The sequence below is a fragment of the Kribbella sp. NPDC004138 genome (assembly GCF_053603655.1).
This window is the reverse complement of sequence record NZ_JBSGFZ010000002.1, coordinates 268,663-288,254: the sequence shown is the minus strand read 5'-3', so window position 1 is coordinate 288,254 and position 19,592 is coordinate 268,663. Positions and strand designations below refer to the sequence as shown.

General features: G+C 69.0%; 23 protein-coding genes. 19 read left to right on the top strand and 4 right to left on the bottom strand.

Features of this window, described 5'->3' with window-relative positions; genetic code table 11:
- Positions 1 to 118: 118 nt before the first annotated feature.
- The 10 genes from ACWEOO_RS03485 to ACWEOO_RS03440 all read left to right on the top strand — a co-directional run bounded on the left by ACWEOO_RS03485 (position 119) and on the right by ACWEOO_RS03440 (position 10,716).
- Positions 119 to 802 carry a response regulator transcription factor gene (locus ACWEOO_RS03485; RefSeq protein ID WP_359936315.1) on the top strand — a complete coding sequence of 228 codons (684 nt, stop codon included), beginning with the start codon at positions 119 to 121 and terminating at the stop codon, positions 800 to 802.
- A 2-nt stretch (positions 803 to 804) separates the two neighbouring features.
- Positions 805 to 2,214: a HAMP domain-containing sensor histidine kinase gene (locus tag ACWEOO_RS03480; RefSeq protein WP_359936314.1), complete on the top strand. Its 1,410-nt coding sequence runs from the start codon at positions 805 to 807 to the stop codon at positions 2,212 to 2,214.
- Between the two features lie 116 nt (positions 2,215 to 2,330).
- On the top strand, positions 2,331 to 3,929 hold the full coding sequence (locus tag ACWEOO_RS03475; protein WP_452141602.1) for an ABC-F family ATP-binding cassette domain-containing protein: 1,599 nt from the start codon (positions 2,331 to 2,333) through the stop codon (positions 3,927 to 3,929).
- Between the two features lie 157 nt (positions 3,930 to 4,086).
- Complete coding sequence (locus tag ACWEOO_RS03470) at positions 4,087 to 4,866, top strand: ABC transporter ATP-binding protein (protein WP_452141601.1); 780 nt, start codon at positions 4,087 to 4,089, stop codon at positions 4,864 to 4,866.
- On the top strand, positions 4,841 to 5,173 hold the full coding sequence (locus tag ACWEOO_RS03465; RefSeq protein ID WP_452141600.1) for a hypothetical protein: 333 nt from the start codon (positions 4,841 to 4,843) through the stop codon (positions 5,171 to 5,173). The genes ACWEOO_RS03470 and ACWEOO_RS03465 overlap by 26 nt, the downstream gene beginning before the upstream one ends.
- Positions 5,174 to 5,186: 13 nt before the next feature.
- The gene (locus tag ACWEOO_RS03460; RefSeq protein ID WP_452141599.1) at positions 5,187 to 8,174 is read left to right on the top strand and encodes an ABC transporter permease; all 2,988 of its coding nucleotides are present in this window, start codon (positions 5,187 to 5,189) and stop codon (positions 8,172 to 8,174) included.
- Positions 8,175 to 8,302: 128 nt separating this feature from the next.
- Complete coding sequence (locus ACWEOO_RS03455; protein ID WP_452141598.1) at positions 8,303 to 8,815, top strand: hypothetical protein; 513 nt, start codon at positions 8,303 to 8,305, stop codon at positions 8,813 to 8,815.
- 10 nt (positions 8,816 to 8,825) lie between these two features.
- Positions 8,826 to 9,227, top strand: coding sequence for a hypothetical protein (locus tag ACWEOO_RS03450; RefSeq protein WP_452141597.1), 402 nt, complete (start codon positions 8,826 to 8,828; stop codon positions 9,225 to 9,227).
- Between the two features lie 113 nt (positions 9,228 to 9,340).
- Entirely contained in the window at positions 9,341 to 9,742 is a 402-nt protein-coding gene (locus ACWEOO_RS03445; protein WP_452141596.1) for an ArsR/SmtB family transcription factor, read from the top strand.
- The gene (locus ACWEOO_RS03440; RefSeq protein ID WP_452141595.1) at positions 9,739 to 10,716 is read left to right on the top strand and encodes a cation diffusion facilitator family transporter; all 978 of its coding nucleotides are present in this window, start codon (positions 9,739 to 9,741) and stop codon (positions 10,714 to 10,716) included. The genes ACWEOO_RS03445 and ACWEOO_RS03440 overlap by 4 nt, the downstream gene beginning before the upstream one ends.
- On the opposite strand, the gene ACWEOO_RS03435 is transcribed toward ACWEOO_RS03440, so the two are convergent.
- A complete protein-coding gene (locus tag ACWEOO_RS03435) occupies positions 10,670 to 11,182 on the bottom strand; it encodes an N-acetyltransferase family protein (RefSeq protein ID WP_452141707.1) in 513 nt (170 codons plus the stop codon). The two genes, ACWEOO_RS03440 and ACWEOO_RS03435, sit on opposite strands and share 47 nt — an antisense overlap.
- Before the next feature lie 84 nt (positions 11,183 to 11,266).
- Here ACWEOO_RS03435 and ACWEOO_RS03430 point away from each other — a divergent pair, with 84 nt between their 5' ends.
- The 4 genes from ACWEOO_RS03430 (at position 11,267) to ACWEOO_RS03415 (ending at position 13,873) form a co-directional block, all read left to right on the top strand.
- Positions 11,267 to 11,554, top strand: a complete 288-nt coding sequence (locus tag ACWEOO_RS03430) for a DUF1905 domain-containing protein (protein ID WP_452141594.1) — start codon at positions 11,267 to 11,269, stop codon at positions 11,552 to 11,554.
- Positions 11,555 to 11,728: 174 nt separating this feature from the next.
- The gene (locus ACWEOO_RS03425; RefSeq protein ID WP_355697712.1) at positions 11,729 to 12,049 is read left to right on the top strand and encodes a hypothetical protein; all 321 of its coding nucleotides are present in this window, start codon (positions 11,729 to 11,731) and stop codon (positions 12,047 to 12,049) included.
- Between the two features lie 41 nt (positions 12,050 to 12,090).
- Complete coding sequence (locus ACWEOO_RS03420) at positions 12,091 to 13,203, top strand: epoxide hydrolase family protein (protein WP_452141593.1); 1,113 nt, start codon at positions 12,091 to 12,093, stop codon at positions 13,201 to 13,203.
- Between the two features lie 43 nt (positions 13,204 to 13,246).
- Positions 13,247 to 13,873 carry a DUF2461 domain-containing protein gene (locus tag ACWEOO_RS03415; protein ID WP_452141592.1) on the top strand — a complete coding sequence of 209 codons (627 nt, stop codon included), beginning with the start codon at positions 13,247 to 13,249 and terminating at the stop codon, positions 13,871 to 13,873.
- A 264-nt stretch (positions 13,874 to 14,137) separates the two neighbouring features.
- Here the strand turns inward: ACWEOO_RS03415 and ACWEOO_RS03410 are convergent, their stop codons facing one another.
- The gene (locus ACWEOO_RS03410; protein ID WP_452141591.1) at positions 14,138 to 14,323 is read right to left on the bottom strand and encodes a hypothetical protein; all 186 of its coding nucleotides are present in this window, start codon (positions 14,321 to 14,323) and stop codon (positions 14,138 to 14,140) included.
- 277 nt (positions 14,324 to 14,600) lie between these two features.
- Between ACWEOO_RS03410 and ACWEOO_RS03405 the strand changes: the two genes are divergently transcribed.
- The 3 genes from ACWEOO_RS03405 (at position 14,601) to ACWEOO_RS03395 (ending at position 17,324) form a co-directional block, all read left to right on the top strand.
- Positions 14,601 to 15,470: a helix-turn-helix domain-containing protein gene (locus ACWEOO_RS03405; RefSeq protein WP_452141590.1), complete on the top strand. Its 870-nt coding sequence runs from the start codon at positions 14,601 to 14,603 to the stop codon at positions 15,468 to 15,470.
- Between the two features lie 164 nt (positions 15,471 to 15,634).
- Positions 15,635 to 16,012 (top strand): hypothetical protein, encoded by a 378-nt coding sequence (locus tag ACWEOO_RS03400; protein WP_452141589.1) that lies wholly within the window; start codon positions 15,635 to 15,637, stop codon positions 16,010 to 16,012.
- A gap of 190 nt (positions 16,013 to 16,202) precedes the next feature.
- Positions 16,203 to 17,324, top strand: a complete 1,122-nt coding sequence (locus ACWEOO_RS03395; RefSeq protein ID WP_452141588.1) for a methyltransferase domain-containing protein — start codon at positions 16,203 to 16,205, stop codon at positions 17,322 to 17,324.
- Positions 17,325 to 17,349: 25 nt separating this feature from the next.
- On the opposite strand, the gene ACWEOO_RS03390 is transcribed toward ACWEOO_RS03395, so the two are convergent.
- Positions 17,350 to 18,222 (bottom strand): helix-turn-helix domain-containing protein, encoded by an 873-nt coding sequence (locus ACWEOO_RS03390; RefSeq protein WP_452141587.1) that lies wholly within the window; start codon positions 18,220 to 18,222, stop codon positions 17,350 to 17,352.
- Positions 18,223 to 18,669: 447 nt separating this feature from the next.
- Between ACWEOO_RS03390 and ACWEOO_RS03385 the strand changes: the two genes are divergently transcribed.
- On the top strand, positions 18,670 to 18,864 hold the full coding sequence (locus ACWEOO_RS03385) for a hypothetical protein (protein ID WP_452141586.1): 195 nt from the start codon (positions 18,670 to 18,672) through the stop codon (positions 18,862 to 18,864).
- Positions 18,861 to 19,079, top strand: coding sequence for a hypothetical protein (locus tag ACWEOO_RS03380; protein ID WP_355697703.1), 219 nt, complete (start codon positions 18,861 to 18,863; stop codon positions 19,077 to 19,079). Before ACWEOO_RS03385 ends, ACWEOO_RS03380 begins: the two co-directional genes overlap by 4 nt.
- 227 nt (positions 19,080 to 19,306) lie before the next feature.
- Here the strand turns inward: ACWEOO_RS03380 and ACWEOO_RS03375 are convergent, their stop codons facing one another.
- Positions 19,307 to 19,540, bottom strand: a complete 234-nt coding sequence (locus ACWEOO_RS03375) for a DUF397 domain-containing protein (protein ID WP_359936285.1) — start codon at positions 19,538 to 19,540, stop codon at positions 19,307 to 19,309.
- Positions 19,541 to 19,592: the final 52 nt, after the last annotated feature.

Genomic DNA, 19,592 nt, shown 5'->3' with positions numbered 1-19,592 from the left:
CGCCCGGATCCGGGGTCACGCAACCGTCATGAGGACGTCAACCGGGCCCGGCGCGAACATGACGGATTCATGACAGCCGTAATCGGCGCCCGGCCCGGTGGTGAGCGACACTGGTCGCGTGGCACACAGCTTGCTGCTGGTCGACGACGAACCGCGGATCCGGCGGGTCCTGCGGCTCGCCCTGGAGGACGAGGGGTACCAGGTCGCTGAGGCGGCCAACGGGTACGACGCTCTGGCCGCCCTGCGCCGGGAACCCCCGGACGTGGTGCTGCTGGATCTGATGCTGCCGGACCGCGACGGGTTCACGGTGTGCCGGGAGATCCGGCGCGCCAGCGACGTACCGGTGATCATGGTGACCGCCCGGACCGACAGTCACGACGTGGTCGCCGGGCTGGAGGCGGGCGCCGACGACTACGTGACGAAACCGCTCGTCGCGAAGGAGCTGTCGGCCCGGATCCGGGCGCTGCTGCGCCGGGTCGAGCCGGCCAACGCGCGGCAGGCCGACCTGCTCGAGATCGGTGACCTGCGGATCGACGTACCGGGCGCCGAGGTGACGCGGGACGGCGCGGTGCTGCCGCTGACCCGGACCGAGTTCAAGCTGCTCGCCGAGCTCGCCGGCGCCGAGGGCAAGGTGCTCAGCCGCGAGCAGCTGCTCTCGAAGGTCTGGGGCTACGGGTACTTCGGGGACAGCCGGATCGTCGACGTCCACATCCGGCGGCTGCGCCTGAAGATCGAGCGCGACCCGGCCAGCCCGAAGCACCTCGTCACCGCCCGCGGTCTGGGCTACCGACTGGTGAGCTGACCTTGCTGGGACGGTTCAGCCTGCGGGGGCGCGTGATGCTGGCGTACGGGCTGCTGGCGCTCGGTCTGTCGACTGTGCTGTCGGTAGTGACTTGGAGCGTGGTCTCGGACTACCTCGTCCAGCAGCGGGAGGCGGCGGCCGAGACGATCACCGTCGACAACGCGGCGGCGTTGCGGTACGGACTGTTCGGCCCGCCCGAGCCGTGCCGGCCCAGCCACGAGCGGGTCGAGTGCGACAGCCCGACGCTGCAGAAGGGCGTTTCGGTGACGGAGCTGATGAACAGCTTGCCGGCCACCGACGCGGCGGCGTCGATGCTGTACCTCGAGGACCACTGGTACTCGTTGACCGGGAAGCCGTCCGACCTGCCGCCGGACATGATCCAGGACGCGATCGGCGGCAACGTCGTGCAGCGCCGGATCGACGTGGGCGGCCAGCCGGTGCTCGCGGTCGGCGTACCGATCGGGCGGCAGGGCGACGCGTTCTTCGAGTGGCATCCGCTGAACAGCCTGGACGCGACACTGCAGCGGATGAAGATCACGCTGATCGCGGCGGCGATCGCGACCGCCCTGCTCGGGCTCGCGGTCGGGCGGCTGGCCAGCACGCTCGCCCTGCGGCCGCTGGCCGAGCTGACCCGGGTCGCGGACCATGTCGCGCGCGGCAAGCTGGACGCGCGGTTGCAGGCCGAGAACGACAAGGACCTCGGCGGCCTGGCGCGGTCGTTCAACCAGACCGCGGCGGCCCTGGAACGCCGGGTGGCGGCCGACGCCCGGTTCGCCGGCGACGTGAGCCACGAGCTGCGGACACCGTTGATGACGATGCTCAACTCGATGCAGCTGATCCAGAACCACCGCGCCGAGCTGCCGGCTGCCGTCCGGGAGCCGGTTGAACTGCTCGGCGACGACCTGGACCGGTTTCGGCGGCTGGTGATCGACCTGCTGGAGATCTCCCGCGACGACGGGGGCGACCGGGGGAGTCGCGAGATCGTACGGATCGCCGACCTCGTCCGGGCCGCGGCCGACGCGGCGGCCGGACGCGAGGTGACGGACGTCGAGCCGGAGGCCGAGGGACTCACCCTGCAGGCCGACAAGCGCCGGCTCGAGCGCGTGATCGCGAACCTGGTCGAGAACGCCGAGGACCACGCCGGCGGCTGCAAGGGCGTCGGCGTCGCGGCGGGCGGGCTGGGGGTCGTGATCACCGTCGACGACGCCGGGCCGGGGATCGCCGTGGAGGACCGGACCCGGATCTTCGAGCGGTTCGGTCGCGGCGAGATGTCGAGCCGCGGCCGCGGCGTGGGACTCGGCCTGGCGATCGTCGCCCGGCACGTCGAGTGGCACCACGGCACCATCCAGGTCACCGACCGTCCGGGCGGCGGCGCCCGCTTCGTCGTCGAGCTGCCCGCGAAAATCAGCTGACGGCTCTTGCCCGTCCCGGTTACCGTGGGCGCATGGCTACTTGCCTCTGTGTCTAGCTGGCGCACCCGCTTCTGCAGGTGAGGTGCGTCCACTAGCTAACACGGAGAGTAACCATCATGATCACCGTTCGCGGTGTAGATATTCGGGTCGGTGCACAGGTGCTGCTGGCCGAGCTGTCGTTCACTGTCGGCGCGGGCGACCGCGTCGGACTCGTCGGCCGCAACGGCGCCGGCAAGACCACGCTGCTGAAGACGTTGGCCGGCGAGGCCCGTCCGGCAACGGGACAGATCGCCGTGACCGGGTCGATCGGCTACCTGCCGCAGGACCCGCGCGCGGCCGATCCCGCCATCACCGTCACGGCACGCATCCTGTCCGCGCGCGGCCTGGACGTAGCGGTCCGGGAGCTCCGCGCGGCCGAGGCGGCGATGAGTACGGCGACCGGCGCGGCCCAGGAGCGGGCGATGGCGGCATACGCGCGTGCCGAAGCGGCGTTCCAGGCCGGCGGCGGATACGCGGCCGAGGCCGAAGCGGCCCGGCTGGCGGCCGGCGTCGGTCTGCCCAACCGTGCCCTCGAGCAGCCGATCGGTGAACTGTCGGGCGGTCAGCGCCGTCGCGTCGAGCTGGCGCGGATCCTGTTCGCGCAGCACGACGTACTGCTGCTCGACGAGCCGACCAACCACCTCGACGCCGACTCGGTGCTGTGGCTGCGGCAGTTCCTGCTGGCCTATCCCGGCGGCCTGATCGTCATCAGCCACGACCGTGAGTTGCTCAAGGCAACGGTCAACCGGGTCTTCCACCTGGACCCGCAGCGGCTGACGATCGACATCCACAACACCGGCTGGGCGAGGTACCTCGAGCAGCTGGACGTGGACGAGCGGCGGCGGCAGCGCGAGCGTGCGGTCGCCGAGCGCAAAGCCGCGGTCCTGCACGCCCAGGCGGCGAAGATGCAGGCCGGTGCGAACACGGCGGTCGCGGCGCGGAACATGGCCCGCCGCGCGGACAAGCTGCTCGGCGGCCTCGAACCCGTACGCCGGGCCGCGCGGGTCGCCAAGATCCGTCTCCCGGCCCCGGCGCCGTCGGGCCGGACGCCGTTGTCCGCGGTCGGCCTGAAGAAGTCGTACGGCGCCCTGCAGGTCCTGGACGGTGTGGATCTGGCCGTGGACCGGGGGAGCCGGGTCGTCATCCTCGGGCTGAACGGTGCAGGCAAGACCACGCTGCTCCGGCTCCTCGCGGGCCGCGAACAGCCGGACGCCGGCCGCGTCGTACCAGGTCACGGGCTGCGGCTCGGGTACTTCGCGCAGGAGCACGACACGCTGGACCTGGCCGGCACCGTCCGGCAGAACCTGGCGACGGTCGCGCCCGGGCTGACCGACGGCGAGGTGCGTAACGTGCTCGGCTCGTTCCTGTTCAGCGGTGACGACGTGGACAAGCCGGCCGGCGTCCTGTCCGGCGGCGAGAAGACCCGGCTGGCGCTGGCCGGCCTGGTCCATTCGAGCGCGAACGTGCTGCTGCTGGACGAGCCGACGAACAACCTCGACCCGGCCTCCCGGGACGAGGTCCTCGGCGCGGTCGGCAGCTACCCGGGCGCGATCGTGATGGTCACCCACGACGAGGGCGCGATCGAGGCCCTCCGCCCCGACCGCGTCCTGATCCTCCCCGACGCCACCGAGGATCTCTGGTCCGACGACTACCTCGACCTGGTGTCGCTGGCCTGATCACCGTCCGGGCCCGCCGCGAGCGGGCCCGGACGGTCCTGAACGGACCTTCGTCGGGTCGGACGCGGGACGTTCGTCCCTGACCGGTGCGTGGTGAGGCTCCAAGGCTGGAAGGAGCGAACCCTCGTTCCCGCCCCCGCCCGTGAGGAGGACCACCATGCTGAAACGCCGGGCCGGTCGGCCGTCGGGTACCGAGCAAACCACGAGCGACGTCATCGTGTCTGCCACCGCCGTACGGAGGACGTACGACACCGGGCAGGTCCGGGTCGCCGCGCTCCAGGGCATCGACCTGGAGTTGCGGCGCGGCGAGATGGCCGCCGTGATGGGCCCGAGCGGCTGCGGCAAGACCACCCTGCTGAATTGCCTGTCCGGGCTGGACGAGATCGACGGCGGCCGGATCCTGATCGAAGGCGTCGATCTCACCGAGCTGCCGGACCGGGCGCGTACCCGCTACCGGGCCGAGCGGATGGGGTTCGTCTTCCAGTTCTACAACCTGATGCCGGTGCTGTCGGCGGTGGAGAACGTCGAACTGTCGCTGCTGCTCGCCGGGCGGGCGCCGAAGGCGGCCCGCGAGCGCGCGATCGAAGCGCTCGAGCTGGTCGGCCTGGCCGACCGCGCCACGCACGTCCCGGACGAACTGTCGGGTGGCGAGCGGCAGCGGGTCACCATCGCCCGGGCCCTCGTCAACGAGCCCGCGATCGTCTGGGCCGACGAACCGACCGGCGACCTGGACAGCGAGTCGGCGGAGGACATCACGTCGCTGATGCGGCGGCTGAACCGGGAGCGGGGCCTGACCTTCCTGATCGTGACCCACGACATCGCCGTCGGCCGGCGGACCGACCGGATCATCAGGATGCTCGACGGCCGGGTGGTCGACGAGCAGGTCGTGAACGAACGGAGGGAGCCCAGCCATGTTCACGCGTCTCACGTTGCTTGAGATCGACACCGTCCGGATCGACACCGCGTCGGCGGTCGAGCGGTTCCGGGCCGAGGTGCTCCCGGAGCTGCACGAGCAGCCCGGGTACGCGGGGGTGCTGGTGATGGCCACGCCGGAGGGCCTGGGCGCGATCATCAGTTTCTGGGAGACGCCGGAGGCGGCTGACGCTGCCGGCTCGCGAGGCTTCTACGCCGAGACCCTGGAGCGCTACACGACGATCTTCCGGTCTCCGCCGGGACGTGAGCGCTACCAGATCGCGCTGGCCGAGCTGCCGTCCATGGAAGTCACCGCCCCCGCCGCGAACTGAGGGGGTGCCGGCCATGACCGAGCTGTTCGGAATTCCGGTCAGGGCACTGGCCGTCGTACTCGGCCTGCTGGTGGTCGTCACGCTGGCCGTGGTGGCCGCACTGGCGGTGCGGAACCGGGTGCTGTTCAAACTGGGTGTCCGCAACATGGCCCGGCGCCGCGGCCGGACCGCCATCATCGTCGGCGGCCTGATGCTCGGGACGATGATCATCGCCTCGGCCCTCGGCTTCGGCGACATCATCTCGCACACGGTCCGGACGTCGGTGATCACGACGTACGGCCAGACCGACGAGATCATCTCGGCACGCTCCACCGACGAACCGGACATCGCGACGCTCGGCCGGGGCGCGGGCGCGCGCTTCCTGTCCGCGACCGAGGCGGCTCGCGTGGTTGCCGCCGCCGGGCAGGTGCCGGCCGTCGACGCGGTGGCGCCGGCGATCAGCGAGTCGATCGCCGTCCAGAACTCCCGCAGCCGCACGAGCGAGCCGAGCGTGACGCTGTTCGCGACCGACCCGGCGTCGCCGTTCGCGCGGATTCGCACGACATCAGGTGCGAGCGTGCGGCTGGACGAGCTCGCGGCCGGACAGGTCTACCTGAACACCGAAGCGGCGGACGACCTCTCGGCGGCGGCCGGCGACGAGCTCGTGGTGTTCGCGGGCGGCCGTCAGCAGCGGCTGACCGTCGCCCGGGTGGTCGACCACGACGGCGCCGGCACCGACGGCGGCGCCTTGCTGATGCCGTTGCGATCGGCGCAGCAGCTGCTCGGCGTCGGATCCGCGGTCCAGCAGGTCGTGGTGTCGAACGACGGCGACGAGGTCGGCGGCGCGGATCGCACCGACGAGGTCGTCACCGCGCTGCGGCCCACGACGTCCGCGCTCGGTCTGTTCGTCGACCCGGTGAAGCGCGACGGACTCGACCAGGCCGACGAGCAGGGCGCGAGTTTCCTGTCGATGTTCTCGACGATGGGCACGTTCACCGTCTCGGCCGGCGTACTGCTGATCTTCCTGGTCTTCGTCATGCTCGCCGCGGAGCGCCGCGGTGAGATGGGCACGGCGCGGGCGATCGGCACCCAGCGCCGCCAGCTGGTGCAGATGTTCGTGTTCGAGGGCGTCGCGTACGACGTCCTGGCCGCCGTCGTCGGTGCCGTGCTGGGTCTCGCCCTGTCGGTGGGCATGGTCCGGGCGATCGCCGGTGCGCTGTCAGGCCCTGGCATGGTGACGATCCGGTACCGCCTGACGCCGACCAGTCTGGTCGTCTCGTTCGCGCTCGGGGTGCTGCTCACGCTCGCGGTGGTGCTGATCGCTTCCTGGCGGGTCAGCCGGCTCAACATCGTCACCGCGGTCCGCAACCTCCCGCAGCCGCCGCGGCGTCGCCGGCGGAGGTCCTGGGGTGTCCACATCGCCTGGACGCTCCTGCTCGGCGCCGCGTTCATCGCGCTGGCCTACCGCGGCAAGAGCGCGGAGCTGCTGCTCGCCGGCGGTACCCTGGTGATCTTCGCCCTGGTCCCGCTGATCCGCCTGCTCGGCGGCAGCGAACGGCTGACGTACACCGTCGCGGGCCTTGGCGTCCTGGTGTGGAACCTGCTGCCGTTCTGGGTCTACGAGAAACTCGTGCCGGGGCTGCGGATGGGGTTCTCGGTGTTCGTCCTGGCCGGGCTGCTGCTGGTGGCCGGCGCGACCATGGTCGTCGTCTACAACGCGACCGCCGTGCAGTCCGCGCTGATGTGGGCGTTCGGCCGGTCCCGGCACGCCGCACCGGTGGTCCGGACGGCGATCGCCCAGCCGCTGCGAACCCGGTTCCGCACCGGCGCGACGATCGGTCTGTTCATGCTGGTCGTGTTCACGCTGGTCGTCGGATCGGCCACGTCCGGCTCGTTCGTGGCGGCGTACAACGACGAGGAGACGTTCGGCGGCGGGTACGACGTCACCGCGCAGACCTCACCGCTCACCCCGATCACGGACATGAACCAGGCGCTGGCCACCGCGCCGGGGATCGACCGGTCCACCATCACCGCGGTCGCCGGCCAGTCGTACCTGCCCGTGCAGGCCCGTCAGACCGGGCAGAGCGGGTTCCCCGGCTACGTCCTGAGGGGACTCGACGACGAGTTCACCCGGTCCACCACGTACGGATTCGCGATCCGGGCTGCGGGATACGGCTCCGATCGTGCGGTCTGGGACGCGGTGGCTGCCAACCCCGGCCTCGCCGTCGTGGACGCGTACTCCGTTCCGCGCCTGGACAACTTCGGTACGCCGAAGGTGTCGGACTTCGGGCTGACGGGATTCCACCTCGAGGACGCCAGCTTCCGGCCCGTGCCGATCGAGGTCCGCGACATCCAGTCCGGCAAGACCCTCCGGCTCACGGTCATCGGTGTCCTGGCCGACACCGTGCCGCTCGCCATGGTCGGCATCTCGACGGCGCAGCGGACCGTGGCGCCGCTGGGCGCGGCGGCGGCACCGAGCGTCTGGTACTTCCGGACCGCTCCGGGCACCGACCCCGAGGTCGTGGCGCAGCAGTTGGAGTCGGCCTTCCTGGACAACGGGATGCAGGCCACGGCGCAGCGTGAGGCGCAGCGGGACGCGGTCGGCGCGAGCCTGACCTTCCAGTACCTGATCCTGGGATTCCTGGGGCTCGGGCTGGTGATCGGCGTCGCCGCGCTGGGCGTGATCAGCGCCCGCTCGGTGGTCGAGCGGCGCCAGCAGATCGGCGTACTGCGGGCGATCGGCTTCCAGGCCCGGATGGTCCAGATGACGTTCCTGGTCGAGTCGCTGTTCATCACACTGACCGGAGTGGTCGTCGGCGCCGTACTCGGGCTGGTGGTCGCGGCCAACGTCATCTCCGACGCCGCCGACCAGCCGGGCATGGAGAACCTGACCCTCCAACCGCCGTGGGCTGCGCTGGGGATCATCCTCGTCGTCGTGGTGATCTCGACGATCCTGACCACCTGGCTGCCCAGCGTGAAAGCCTCCCGCACCTACCCCGCGGCCGCGCTCCGCTACGAGTGAGCGGTCAGGCTCGGTCCCCCGCGAAATGGGTCTTTGGTCCCGACAGGACGGGACCCAAGATCCTTGGTTGGCCCTGACCATCGGCCGCTTGATGAGAGGACCAACTGTCGCAGGGGGAGGAAGCGGCGATGGAACTCACGAGCAGGGAGTGGTGGGGCCTGATCCACGGGATGGTGCTCGGAGCACTGTTCCTGCTGGGTTTCGCGGGCGGACTGGCCGAGCTGCATGCCTTGCGGCCCGCAGCCGAGACAACCGCCGGCATCCGGACCTCGGCGCGTCGGCTCCGGCTGGGTGTGTCGTCGATGGCAGTGGCGGCGTGGGGCACCGTCGTCACCGGAACGTGGATCGTCTATCCCTGGTACCGGGAGAAGAACCCGGCCAGCCCACGGTCGGTGTTGCTCGCCGACCCCAACACCGAGAGATGGCACACGTTCGGGATGGAGTGGAAAGAGCACCTCGCCTGGCTCAGCCCGATGCTCGCCACCACGGCCGCGTTCCTGGTGCTCTACTACGGAGCCGGCCTGGCGCGTAACGACCGGCTTCGCCGCGTCGCGATGGGTTTGTTCATCACGGCGTTCGCCACCGCCGCGGTCGCCGGAACCTTCGGTGCGCTGATCACCAAGGTCGCACCGGTGCAATGAGGAGCTGATCATGACTGACTTCGATGATCCGCGGACCGCGGAGCAGGTGGTGGAGGAACCGACGCGGAGCGCCGCGGAGGTCGACGAGAGCCCCGGAAAGCCGGAGGGACCGGCGGTCGCCGCCGTGCTGGCCGTCGGGATCGGTGCCCTCACGCTCGGTGTTGTGACGACCGTTGCGGAGATGAGTACGTCGGTGAGCGACTGGCTCAACTGGTACAACCGGGTCGGTCCACTGTCGGGAAAGACGATCCTGACTGTCGCCGTCTGGCTGCTCAGCTGGGCCGTCCTGCACGCGACGCTGCGCCGCCGCGCGGTGATGAGCCGCGCCGTGGTGCTCACCGCCGTGATCCTGATCGCCCTCGGCCTGCTCGGTACCTTCCCGCCCTTCTTCGACCTGTTCGCAAGCGACTGAAGTGAGGGCCCGCCGGACGTCTACCAGTTCGACCTCGCCGGCGGGGACCTCTGGGTAACCGTTCACGGAGGGCAGTGTTGCCAGTGGGTGGGCTCGTGGCCTACCGTGAATATATGAAGAGTTCTGCAGATGTGCAGCCGGATGCCTGCAGTGTGCGGCTCGTCGACCCGGAGCGGGTGGCGAGTGTCAATGCCAGGATGCCGGGCGAGGAGGACATCGTCGACACGGCCGACGTGTTCGGGCTGCTCGGCGATCCGCGGCGGCTGAAGCTGCTCGTCGCGCTGCTCGACGGGGAGCTGTGTGTCTGCGATCTCGCCGCGATCACCGGCCTGAGCGAGTCGGCGACGTCGCACGCGCTCCGGCTGCTCCGGGCGCACCGCGTGGTCGCCGTCCGGCGCGACGGGCGGAACGCCTTCTACCGGCTCGACGACGCCCACGTGCGGATGCTGCTGGACCTCGCGGTCGCGCACACCGAGCACACCGACGCCATCCACCCCGAGAGGTCGGAAGCATGAGCGCCGGTCACGGACACGGACATGGGCGCGGGGCCGGCGCGCAGGCCGACAAGAAGCTGCTCGGCGGTGCGCTCGCGCTGATCGTCGGCTTCATGATCGCCGAGGTGATCGTCGGCGTCGCGGCCGGCTCGCTGGCCCTCGTCACCGACGCCGCGCACATGCTCACCGACGCGATCGCCATCGCCCTGGCACTGCTGGCGATCCGCCTCGCCGCCAAACCGCCGGCCGGCGGCTTCACGTACGGCTTCAAGCGGGTCGAGATCCTGTCCGCCCAGGCGAACGGCATCACGCTGCTGCTGCTCGCGGTCTACTTCGTGTACGAGGCCGTCAGCCGGCTGATCCACCCGCCCGAGGTGAAGGGCGCGCTGGTCCTGATCACCGGCGTCGCCGGCATCGTGGTGAACCTGTTCGCCACCTGGCTGATCAGCAAGGCGAACCGCTCCAGCCTGAACGTCGAGGGCGCGTTCCAGCACATCCTCAACGACCTCTTCGCGTTCGTCGCGACCGCGATCGCCGGTCTCGTCGTCCTGCTCACCGGGTTCGCCCGGGCGGACGCGATCGCGGCGTTCGTGGTCGCCGTGCTGATGCTGAAGGCCGGCGTCTCGCTGGTCCGGGACTCGGGCCGGATCTTCCTCGAGGCCGCGCCGGCCGCGATCGACCCGCAGGCGCTCGGCGCCGAGCTGTGCGCGGTGCCGGGTGTCGTCGAGGTGCACGACCTGCACGTCTGGGAGATCACCTCCGGCGAGCCGGCCGCGTCCGCGCACATCTTGGTTGCCGAGGGCCTCGACTGCCACCAGATCCGGGTCCGGATCGAGCAGTTGCTTGCCGAGCGCCACCAGCTGACGCACTCCACGCTCCAGGTCGACCACGCCGCCGCGGAGGCGCCGGCGCACTGCAGCGACGCGCACGGTGCGGTCCACCGCGCGGTCACAGGCGCTGGACCAGCACCTGACCCGGCCAATCCACATCATTGACCCGCGGTACGGAGAACGCGGTGTCGCGCGTGAAGCCCTGCTGCTCGTAGTACCGGACCAGTGCGCCGTCCCCGCCGGCGAAGCAGTCCACCCGCAGCAGCCGCACGCCTGCTTCGCGGGCCAGGCCGCGCGCGTGGTCGAGCAGGGTTCCGCCGAGGTTCTGCCCGGCGGACGCGCGATCGGTCACGAGCAGCCGCACGTAGAGCTCCGGCTCGGTGGCCGGCGGCACGTAGTCGAGCGCGGCGCCGACGGCCAGCGCGCCGACCACCCGGTGGTCCGCCGTACCGACCCAGAGGCCGCCGTCGTCGGCGAAGCCGGTGATCTGCTCGACCCGCCGCGGGCTCGTCGAGTGCGGCGCCGTACCCCACTGGTCGGTCCGGCCGCGCGCGACCAGCCATTCGGTCGCATCGTCGAGGAGCGCCAGCACGGCCGGTACGTCGTCCCGCCCGGCCCGGCGGATCGTCATCTGCACGCTGCCCAGAATAAGTTGGCCGCGGATGTCGAAACCGCGTCCGCAGTCTCTACCCAGGGGTGTAGAGAGGAGCTCACGATGAGCAAGAAGACCGGAAAGCTGGACAAGACCTTCACCGCGCCGCTGCTGAAGAGCGACGCCAAGGGCGGCTGGACCTACGTGCAGATGCCGGAGTCGGCCGCGTACTTCGGGACGCGCGGACTGGTCAAGGTGCGCGGCACGATGGACGGCCACCCGTTCGAGAGTTCGTTCATGGCGCTCGGTGACGGTACGCACAAACTGCCCGTCAGGGGCGAGTTGCGAACCCTGCTCGGCAAGCAGCCCGGAGACGAGATCACCGTTCATTTGGAGGAACGTCTCGGTTGAGAGTCACCGTCGTTTGATCTGAGATCACTGTCACAACCGGTCATGTCCTGAGTAAGGACTCTGTGAAGAATCAGTGCTGACCGGCTGCTCGGGTGGGTCGATCGTGGGCCGGACCGTACCGTCGAACCTGGGTGGTCCGACGAAGGCAGGAGTGAACGAGGTGCAACGGGGCTCATGGGGCATGCCGTCGGCATGCCCGCGATCAGCGGAGCCGGTCTCACCGTGATTTCGCTGAACAAGATTCTCGGCGTGGCCGGCCTGGTGCTGCTGGTCGGCGGCGCGCTGCTCGGATTCCGGTCGGTGTCGGCGAGCGGGGCCGACTGCGGTTCGGCCTTCCGGCCGGCCGGCGGGATCACGCCGATGGCCTGCGACAACGCGCTCAGCGGCGCCAGCACGCTGACCACGGTCGTGATCAGCGCCGGCGTGCTCTGCCTGATCGGTGCCGTCGCGATCAAGGTCGTCCACGACCGCGCGCAGGAGAAGGTCAGCGCCTGAAACCAGGTGCGAACCCGCCCCCGGTGCGTCAGGGTGCCGGGGTGACGATCGAACCGTTCCGGCTGGACGTGCCGGACAGCGAGTTGGACGACCTGCGGCAACGACTCGACCTGGTTCGCTGGCCGTCGGAGCTTCCGGGCGCCGGCTGGTCGCGCGGCGTACCGCTGGAGTATCTGCGGGACCTGGCCGGCTACTGGCGGGACGGGTACGACTGGCGGGCCGCTGAGGCGCGGCTGAACGAGTGGCCGCAGCACACCACCGTCATCGATGGGGCGCTCGTACACTTCGCGCATCTCCGCTCGTCGTCGCCCGACGCGATCCCGCTCGTGGTGACCCACGGCTGGCCGGGCTCCATCGTCGAGTTCACCTCCGTCGCACCGTTGCTGAGCGACTTCCACCTGATCCTCCCGACCATCCCGGGCTTCACGCTGTCCGGCCCGACCCGCGAGCCCGGGTGGGAGTTCACACGGGTCGCGCGCGCGTGGACCGAGCTGATGACGCGGCTCGGATACCAGCGGTACGGCGTCCAGGGCGGCGACTGGGGCGCGGCGATCTCCCGCGAGGTCGGGCGGATCGATCCGGAACGGGTGCTCGGCGTACACCTCAACCTGATCCCCGGCGCGGGCGCGACGTCCGAGCCGACGCCGGCGGAGCTCGCGCCGCTGGACGCCGCCGAGCGCGAGCGCACGTGGGCGTCGTGGCGGCGGCAGCAGGAGTTCGCGTCCGAGCAGCAGGGGTACGCCGACCTGCAGTCCACCCGGCCGCAGACGCTGGCGTACGCGCTGACCGATTCGCCGGTCGGGCAGCTGGCCTGGATCGCGGAAAAGTTCGCGACCTGGTCGGACGTCCCCATCGACCGGGATCTGCTGCTCACCAACGTGATGCTCTACTGGCTGACCAGGACGGCGGGCTCGGCCGGAGCGATCTACTACGAGCGCGCGCATGCGGCGTACTGGGGTCAACCGCCCGAGCCGTCCCGGACCCCGACCGCGCTGCTCGACCTCGCCCACGAGAACTTCATCCCGCTCCGGCACAAGATCGCCGGCACCGACAACGTCGTCCGCTGGACCAGCCATCCGCGGGGCGGCCACTTCGCCGCGCTCGAGGTGCCCGAGCTGCTGGCCGCCGACGTCCGCGCCTTCTTCAGGGCTTGAGCCTGCCGTCGGTCCGATCGGGTGGGAGAACTATCGTGACCGCATGAGTTTTACCGGGTTTCCGGCTGCGGCGCTGGACTTCTACGACGATCTCGAGATGGACAACACCAAGACCTTCTGGACGGAGCACAAGCACGTCTACGAGGAGTCGGTCCGGGCGCCGATGGCCGCGCTGCTGGCCGAGCTCGAGGAGGAGTTCGGTACGGCGAAACTCTTCCGCCCGTACCGCGACGTCCGCTTCGCCAAGGACAAGACGCCGTACAAGACCCACCAGGGCGCCTTCATCGACGTCGCGCCGTCCACCGGGTGGTACGTGCAGGTCTCCGCACCCGGCGTCCGGGTCGCGGCCGGCTTCTACGAGGCGTCGTCGGAGCGCCTGGCCCGGGTCCGCACCGCCATCGACGACGACCGCCGCGGGAAGCAGCTGGAGAAGCTGCTCGCCAAACTGACGAAGGCCGGCTGGACGGTCGGCGGCGACAAGCTCAAGACCAGCCCTCGCGGCTACGACCCCGAGCACCCCCGGATCGACCTGCTCCGCCACAAGTCCCTGACGGTCGGCAAGAGCTACGGCTTCGAACCGGTCATCCACACCGCCGACCTGGTTGCCCAGGTCCGGTCCGACTGGCGAGCCACCAAACCCCTGATCACCTGGCTGACCGACAACACCTGAGACGGTCAACCAGGCAGAAGAGGGGAGAGACGAACGGAGAACAAGCGAAGGAACGAGGACAGAGAAAAGGATAGGAACGGCGCCCAGGGGCAGCCAGCGAGGTCGAGCATGTCCTGAAGTCGCGACCGGTCCGAGTTGCGCGCTGGTGCAGTTGAAGGAATCCGCTGCCAACTCCGACAGTTCACCCCTCGTCTCGCCAGCGGCGGAAGGTGTCGTTGAGGCTTCTCCACAGGCGCGCCCACCATTGCCGACGTCGCTGGCCTCTCACGAATCCGCCGCATCCGGGTACGCCGGATCGTTCGTGACCCGCAACGACACGAAGCGGCGGCGCATCGCAGTTTCGTATGCGGCCGCCGACGCGGGATCGGAGGTGTAGTCGGCGATCAAATGTTCACCGAACCACACGCGGACGCGCCGGTCGGTCGGGCGCGGGAGTTGTGTCGCGGTCATCGGTCGCTCAGGTTCCGTGCGATGTCGCGGATCATCAGAACCGCGATGACGACCGTGGCGACGATCAGCGCCCACATACCGGCGATCATCGCGAGCCACCTCGTCTCGTTCGTGCCCGAAGAGTTGACATGGCACGACCGTACGGAGCGTGATCCTCCTTGTACCATACGAATCTCGGCCCGGATCGGGCCGCAGAACACGAACGAATGGTTGGCAGACTGATCGATTCGCGCGGGCTGCGTACCGTGTCGGGGTCGAAAGCGAGAGGTTGTGGACAATGCCGAGACCAGCCGGCCCGCCGACTGTTCGACTGCGGCGGCTCGCGGCCGAGTTGAGCGCGCTCCGTGCCGAGGCTCAATTGACCCGTGAGCAAGTAGAGGAGCAAACCGGTGTCAACCAGGGAACGCTGTGGCGCATCGAGAAAGGCCATGCGAAGCCTCACAACGGCACCCTCGAGATCCTGTTCGATCTTTACGGCGTCGACGACTCACGCCGCGCGAACCTGATCGATCTGGCCCGGGACGCGAAGTCGCCTGGCTGGCTTCGCCAGTACCCGCACTACTCCGACGCGATATCGGATGGTTACGCGGCCTACATCAGCTTCGAGTCCGAGGCACGGTCCGTGAACAACTATGAGTCCCTGTTCATCCCCGGTCTGCTGCAAACCGAGGACTATGCCCGGACAGTCATGCTCGACGGCTTCGGCGCCGACACCGAGACCGTGGAGCGCCGCGTCCAGGTGCGCATGGAGCGTCAGGGTGTCTTGTCACCTCAACGGGTAGGGCGAGATCCGTTGGAGTTCTGGGCAGTCGTCGACGAGGCGGTGCTCCGGCGGGAGGTTGGTGGTCGGGCGGTCATGCGTGCACAGCTCGGACGGCTCCGAGAAGTGAGCGAGTTGCCCAATGTCACGGTGCAAGTGGTCCCCTTCGATCGCGGGTCCTACCGAGGGATGGACAACGCGTTCAGTCGACTCAGATTCGGGGCGACGGCACCTGACATTGTGCATGTGGAAGGCCTTGCCGGAGATCTGTTCCTCGAGTTGGAGGCTGAGGTCGATCGCTTCAGTTCGGTGTTCGACCACCTGCGGGCAACGGCGCTGAGTCCCCGGGACTCCAGCGCTCTGCTGGCGACGTTGATGGCTGGCTGACCGGACCGGCCGCCGTTGTCCACAACCTTGCGTTTCTGCCCGCGCAGGGCATTACTTCGCGCTGAAACGCCCCGCGACACGCTCCATGCGATGCGCAGGAACTCCTTCTGGGCTGCGTAGATTCACATGGTGCGCGGCCGGTCATGGTCCGTACGGTCATTTGCATGACCACCACAGGGATGAGCCTCGCGTTCTGGCCCGGCCAGGCGCCGGGACCGCAGACGAGCGTGCAACGCATTCTCTATTGCTACGCCTGTGAGCGCCTCATCCGGAGGCTTCGCGACGTTGTCGAGGTCCAGGATGCCGCCTCTCGGGTTGCGATCGATCGCGGCTACAGCCTTGGTCCCCTATTCGTCGAAGAGGATGACTCCGGCCTGGCGATGGAGGCGCTGCTTCATGCGATGGCGTCGAGCGTCGGTGGAGCCGTTGTGGCGGTCCCACACCGGGGTCACTTCGTTCCCCTCGGCTGGCCTGACGAGTGGCAGCAGCTCCTGGAGCGGCTCACCGGTCACCCGCTCGTATTCACCCGCTACACCCCATAGACAGCGGGGCGGGCATGCTGGCTCTCTGTTGCCCGTGTCCGCCCCGCTCTCCACAACTCGTGCATCGAGGGCTGACCGTGTCTAGTGCCTCAACCAGGGGTCCCTGGGGACTGACCAGGGTAATCGACTTCGAGGATTGCTGATCTGTTGGAGGACCCTGATGGCTGAAGTGACCGGTCGTGATTGGCACTTGCTCGCGGACGCGATGGTCAGATCGATCAAGCGCGAGGGGTATCTCCACAGCTCGCCTCTCGAGTTGGCATTTCGTGAGACACCGCGACACCTGTTCGTACCGGAGTTCCTCCGGCTGAAGCACAGCGCGGAGGGCATCACGACGGCTGACGGCGTCGTTGACGTGGATGATCCGTCCTGGCTCCCGACGGTCTATACGAACGAGGCTCTCATCACTCAGGTCAAACCGATCGCCGGGCAGGCCGGCGCCACGGCGTTCACCTGTTCCTCGTCGGCGCCGGCGCTGATGGCGGACATGATCGAGGAGCTCGGGATCGAGCGGGGCATGAACGTCCTCGAAATCGGCACCGGGACCGGCTACAACGCCGCCATCCTGTGCCACCTGCTCGGCGATCAGGCCGTGACCACGATCGACATCGACCCGGAGCTGGTCGGCCAGGCGCGCGAACGCCTCGCCCTCCTTGGATATCACCCGTCCTTCGAAGCGGCCGACGACTCCTACGACCGCATCGTCGCCACGCACGCGGTCGCTGACATTCCATACGACTGGATTCGATGGGCGAAACCGGGCGCTGTTGTCCTCGCGGACGTCCGCGCGCCGGAGAACAACACCGTCGGTGCGTGGGCGAAGCTAGTCGTTGACCAGGCCGGTACGACGGCCATCGGGACACTGATGGATCCGCGGGGATACTTCATGAGCGCCCGCAAGGTACCGGAGTTCGCCTACGCGGGCGAGCCTCCTCCAGAGCTCACCGAAGCCGAGCATCGCAAACGCGCGGGACAGACGCGGCAGCGCCGTACGTCTCTTGCGGCCGGGGTTCTCGACACTCCCGACCTCGCCATGTTCCTCTGGCGTTCTGCGTCAGGGCTGACCTTCTCCACGACGGCGGACGGCGCGGCCTCCCTGAACGGCTCTCATGGCGAGTCGTGGGCATATGTTGCTGACGGCAACGTGCATCACGGTGGCGTCGAAGACCTGTGGGTGCTTGTCGAACGGGCCTATGAAGCTTGGGACAGCGCCGGCCGGCCGCCGAAGGAGAGCTGGAAGGTCTTGGTGGACGACCGTGGTCGAACCTCCGTGACGCTTCCCGGCGCGGGCGGCCGCGTCCGCACCGGATAGACGCGTCGCGGGCGGCAGGCTGGGCTCAGCTCTCGAAGTCCTTCTTGATGTTGGTGAGGATGTCACGGGTCCTGTTCGGCGGCGGGGCCGCGACGCAGAGGGCTTCCATGGTGGCCGTGTACTGATCGAGGTCCTCGAGCTTGTCCAGGTACAGGGCGCTGCTGAGGTGCTCGATGTAGACCATGTCCGGGAGGTCCTGCTCCGGGAACCGCAGGATGCTGTACGCGCCGCCGGTGGCCGCGTGGCCGCCGACGTTGAACGGCATCACCTGGAGTGTGACGTTCGGGTACTGCGACGCGTCGATCAGGTGGTCGAGCTGCTGGATCATCGCCTTCACGCCGCCGATCGGCCGGCGCAGCACCGCCTCGTCGACGACTGCCCAGATCCGCACCGGGTCCGGGCGGGTCAGGACGCTCTGCCGGCCGGTCCGCAGCGCGACCCGGCGCTCGACCTCCTCGGCCGGGATCAGCCCGCGGCCGAGCTGGATGACCGCGCGGATGTAGTCGGGGGTCTGCAGCAGGCCCGGGACGAACTGCAGCTCGTAGACACGGATCAGCTGCGCCGCGGCCTCGAGGTCCAGGTAGGAGTGGAACCAGCTCGGCAGCACGTCGCCGTACCGGTGCCACCAGCCGGGGTTGTTCGCCTCCCGGGTGAGCGCGAGGAGGCGCTCGCGCTCTTCCTCGTCGTCGACGCCGTACAGCGTCAGCAGGTCGCGGACGTCGCGCTCCTTGAGGCCGACGCGGCCGAGCTCCATCCTGCTGACCTTGGACTCCGACGACCGGATCTCCCACCCCGCGTCGGATCTGCTGATCCCTGCTGCTACCCGCATCCGGCGTAGATGCCCGCCGAGAATGATGCGCAGCGCGGTCGGTCCGCTCTGCGCGCCCGACTCGGTCACACCCACCTCCCAGCGGCCCCAGCGGTCTCCATCGGCAACCTCACCCGCAGACGCACATCATCGCACGCCGGAGCGCTGATCTGCCGAAGTTCTTACAAAAGAGCGGCGATTCCGGATCGGCGATCACGGAGCGTAAGCCTAGCCGATGAATGGTTCGCCTCTTTTGTCAGTACATACTAGCGGCTCGACGCGCCGTCGAACACCGTTCGGCGACGGCTGATCCCGCCTCGCTGAGGCGCAAACAGGCCCAATCTGGTCTCGAAATGGAAAACGTGCGGATGCACGTGCATCGGGCGCTTGCATTCGTCGCGTGCCGACGCCATGATTGCTTCATGCACAGAAGGTGAGCTGGATCTCGCGAAAAGTGACATCGCGTGAACCGGCAGGCCGGTCCTACAGAGCGCCGACGGCCCCCCGTTGGCATGACTGGTTGGGGAACCCGAGTCGATGAACGACGACGACAGTGAGGTTGTGGAGCAGACCGCCGCGATGGCCGGCAGCCGTGCGCCCAAGGAGCTGACGGAGCGGGAGATCCAGGACCTGGTCGCGCGTTGCCCCGAGCAACAGCGCTGGGCCTTCGAGGGCTGGTTGCGCGGCGTCCGCCACCTCGACGGCGACCCGATCGTGAGCCTGGCCCCATGACCACCGACAGAGCAGCAGGAGGACGGAAGATGGTGCGGATCTGGCTGGGTGATCACCTGATCGCCGAGTACGTCGCCGAGCCGGACCGCGCGTCGCGGTACCAGCGCGTGATGACGCCGAAGTTCACCGGATTGCGAATCACCGTTGACAATGCGGCAACCGGGAAGGCCTCCGAGCTGCCGAGCGAGCAGCTCTGGCCGCTCACCGTTCAGTAAGTCCGTACCCGCCCCTCGGGCACGCCAGGACCGACTCTCGCCGGAGAGTCGGTCCTGGCGTTTTTATGCGTCGTCACGCCACTGCGCGGAGCCCCGTCCGGGCCCGCGGATCTCCGGGCACAGGAAAGGGCCCCTTCGTCACTCGCCTGGCGAAGGGGCCCTTGCTTCTGTGGTGCCCTGTACTTCTCTGTACTGCTCTTGTACTGCTCAGTGGTGCCGGGTCCTGCTCAGATCAGGTAGCCGAACTCGCCATCCTGAACGCCGCCGAGGAACGCCTCGATCTCTGCCTTTGTGAACACCAGCGCCGGGCCGTCGGTGAAGCGCGAGTTGCGCACCGCCACACCACCGTCCGGCAACTTTGCTACCTCGACGCAGTTGCCCGACGGGCCGCTGCGCTGGCTCTTGCGCCAGATCAGCTCGCTGTTCGAGTCGCCGGGCATGCCGTTATAGATCGCAGTCATCAGCTGCACCTTCCGTACGTCCTTGGCATATGCACGTGCATTTGGCCTTGCA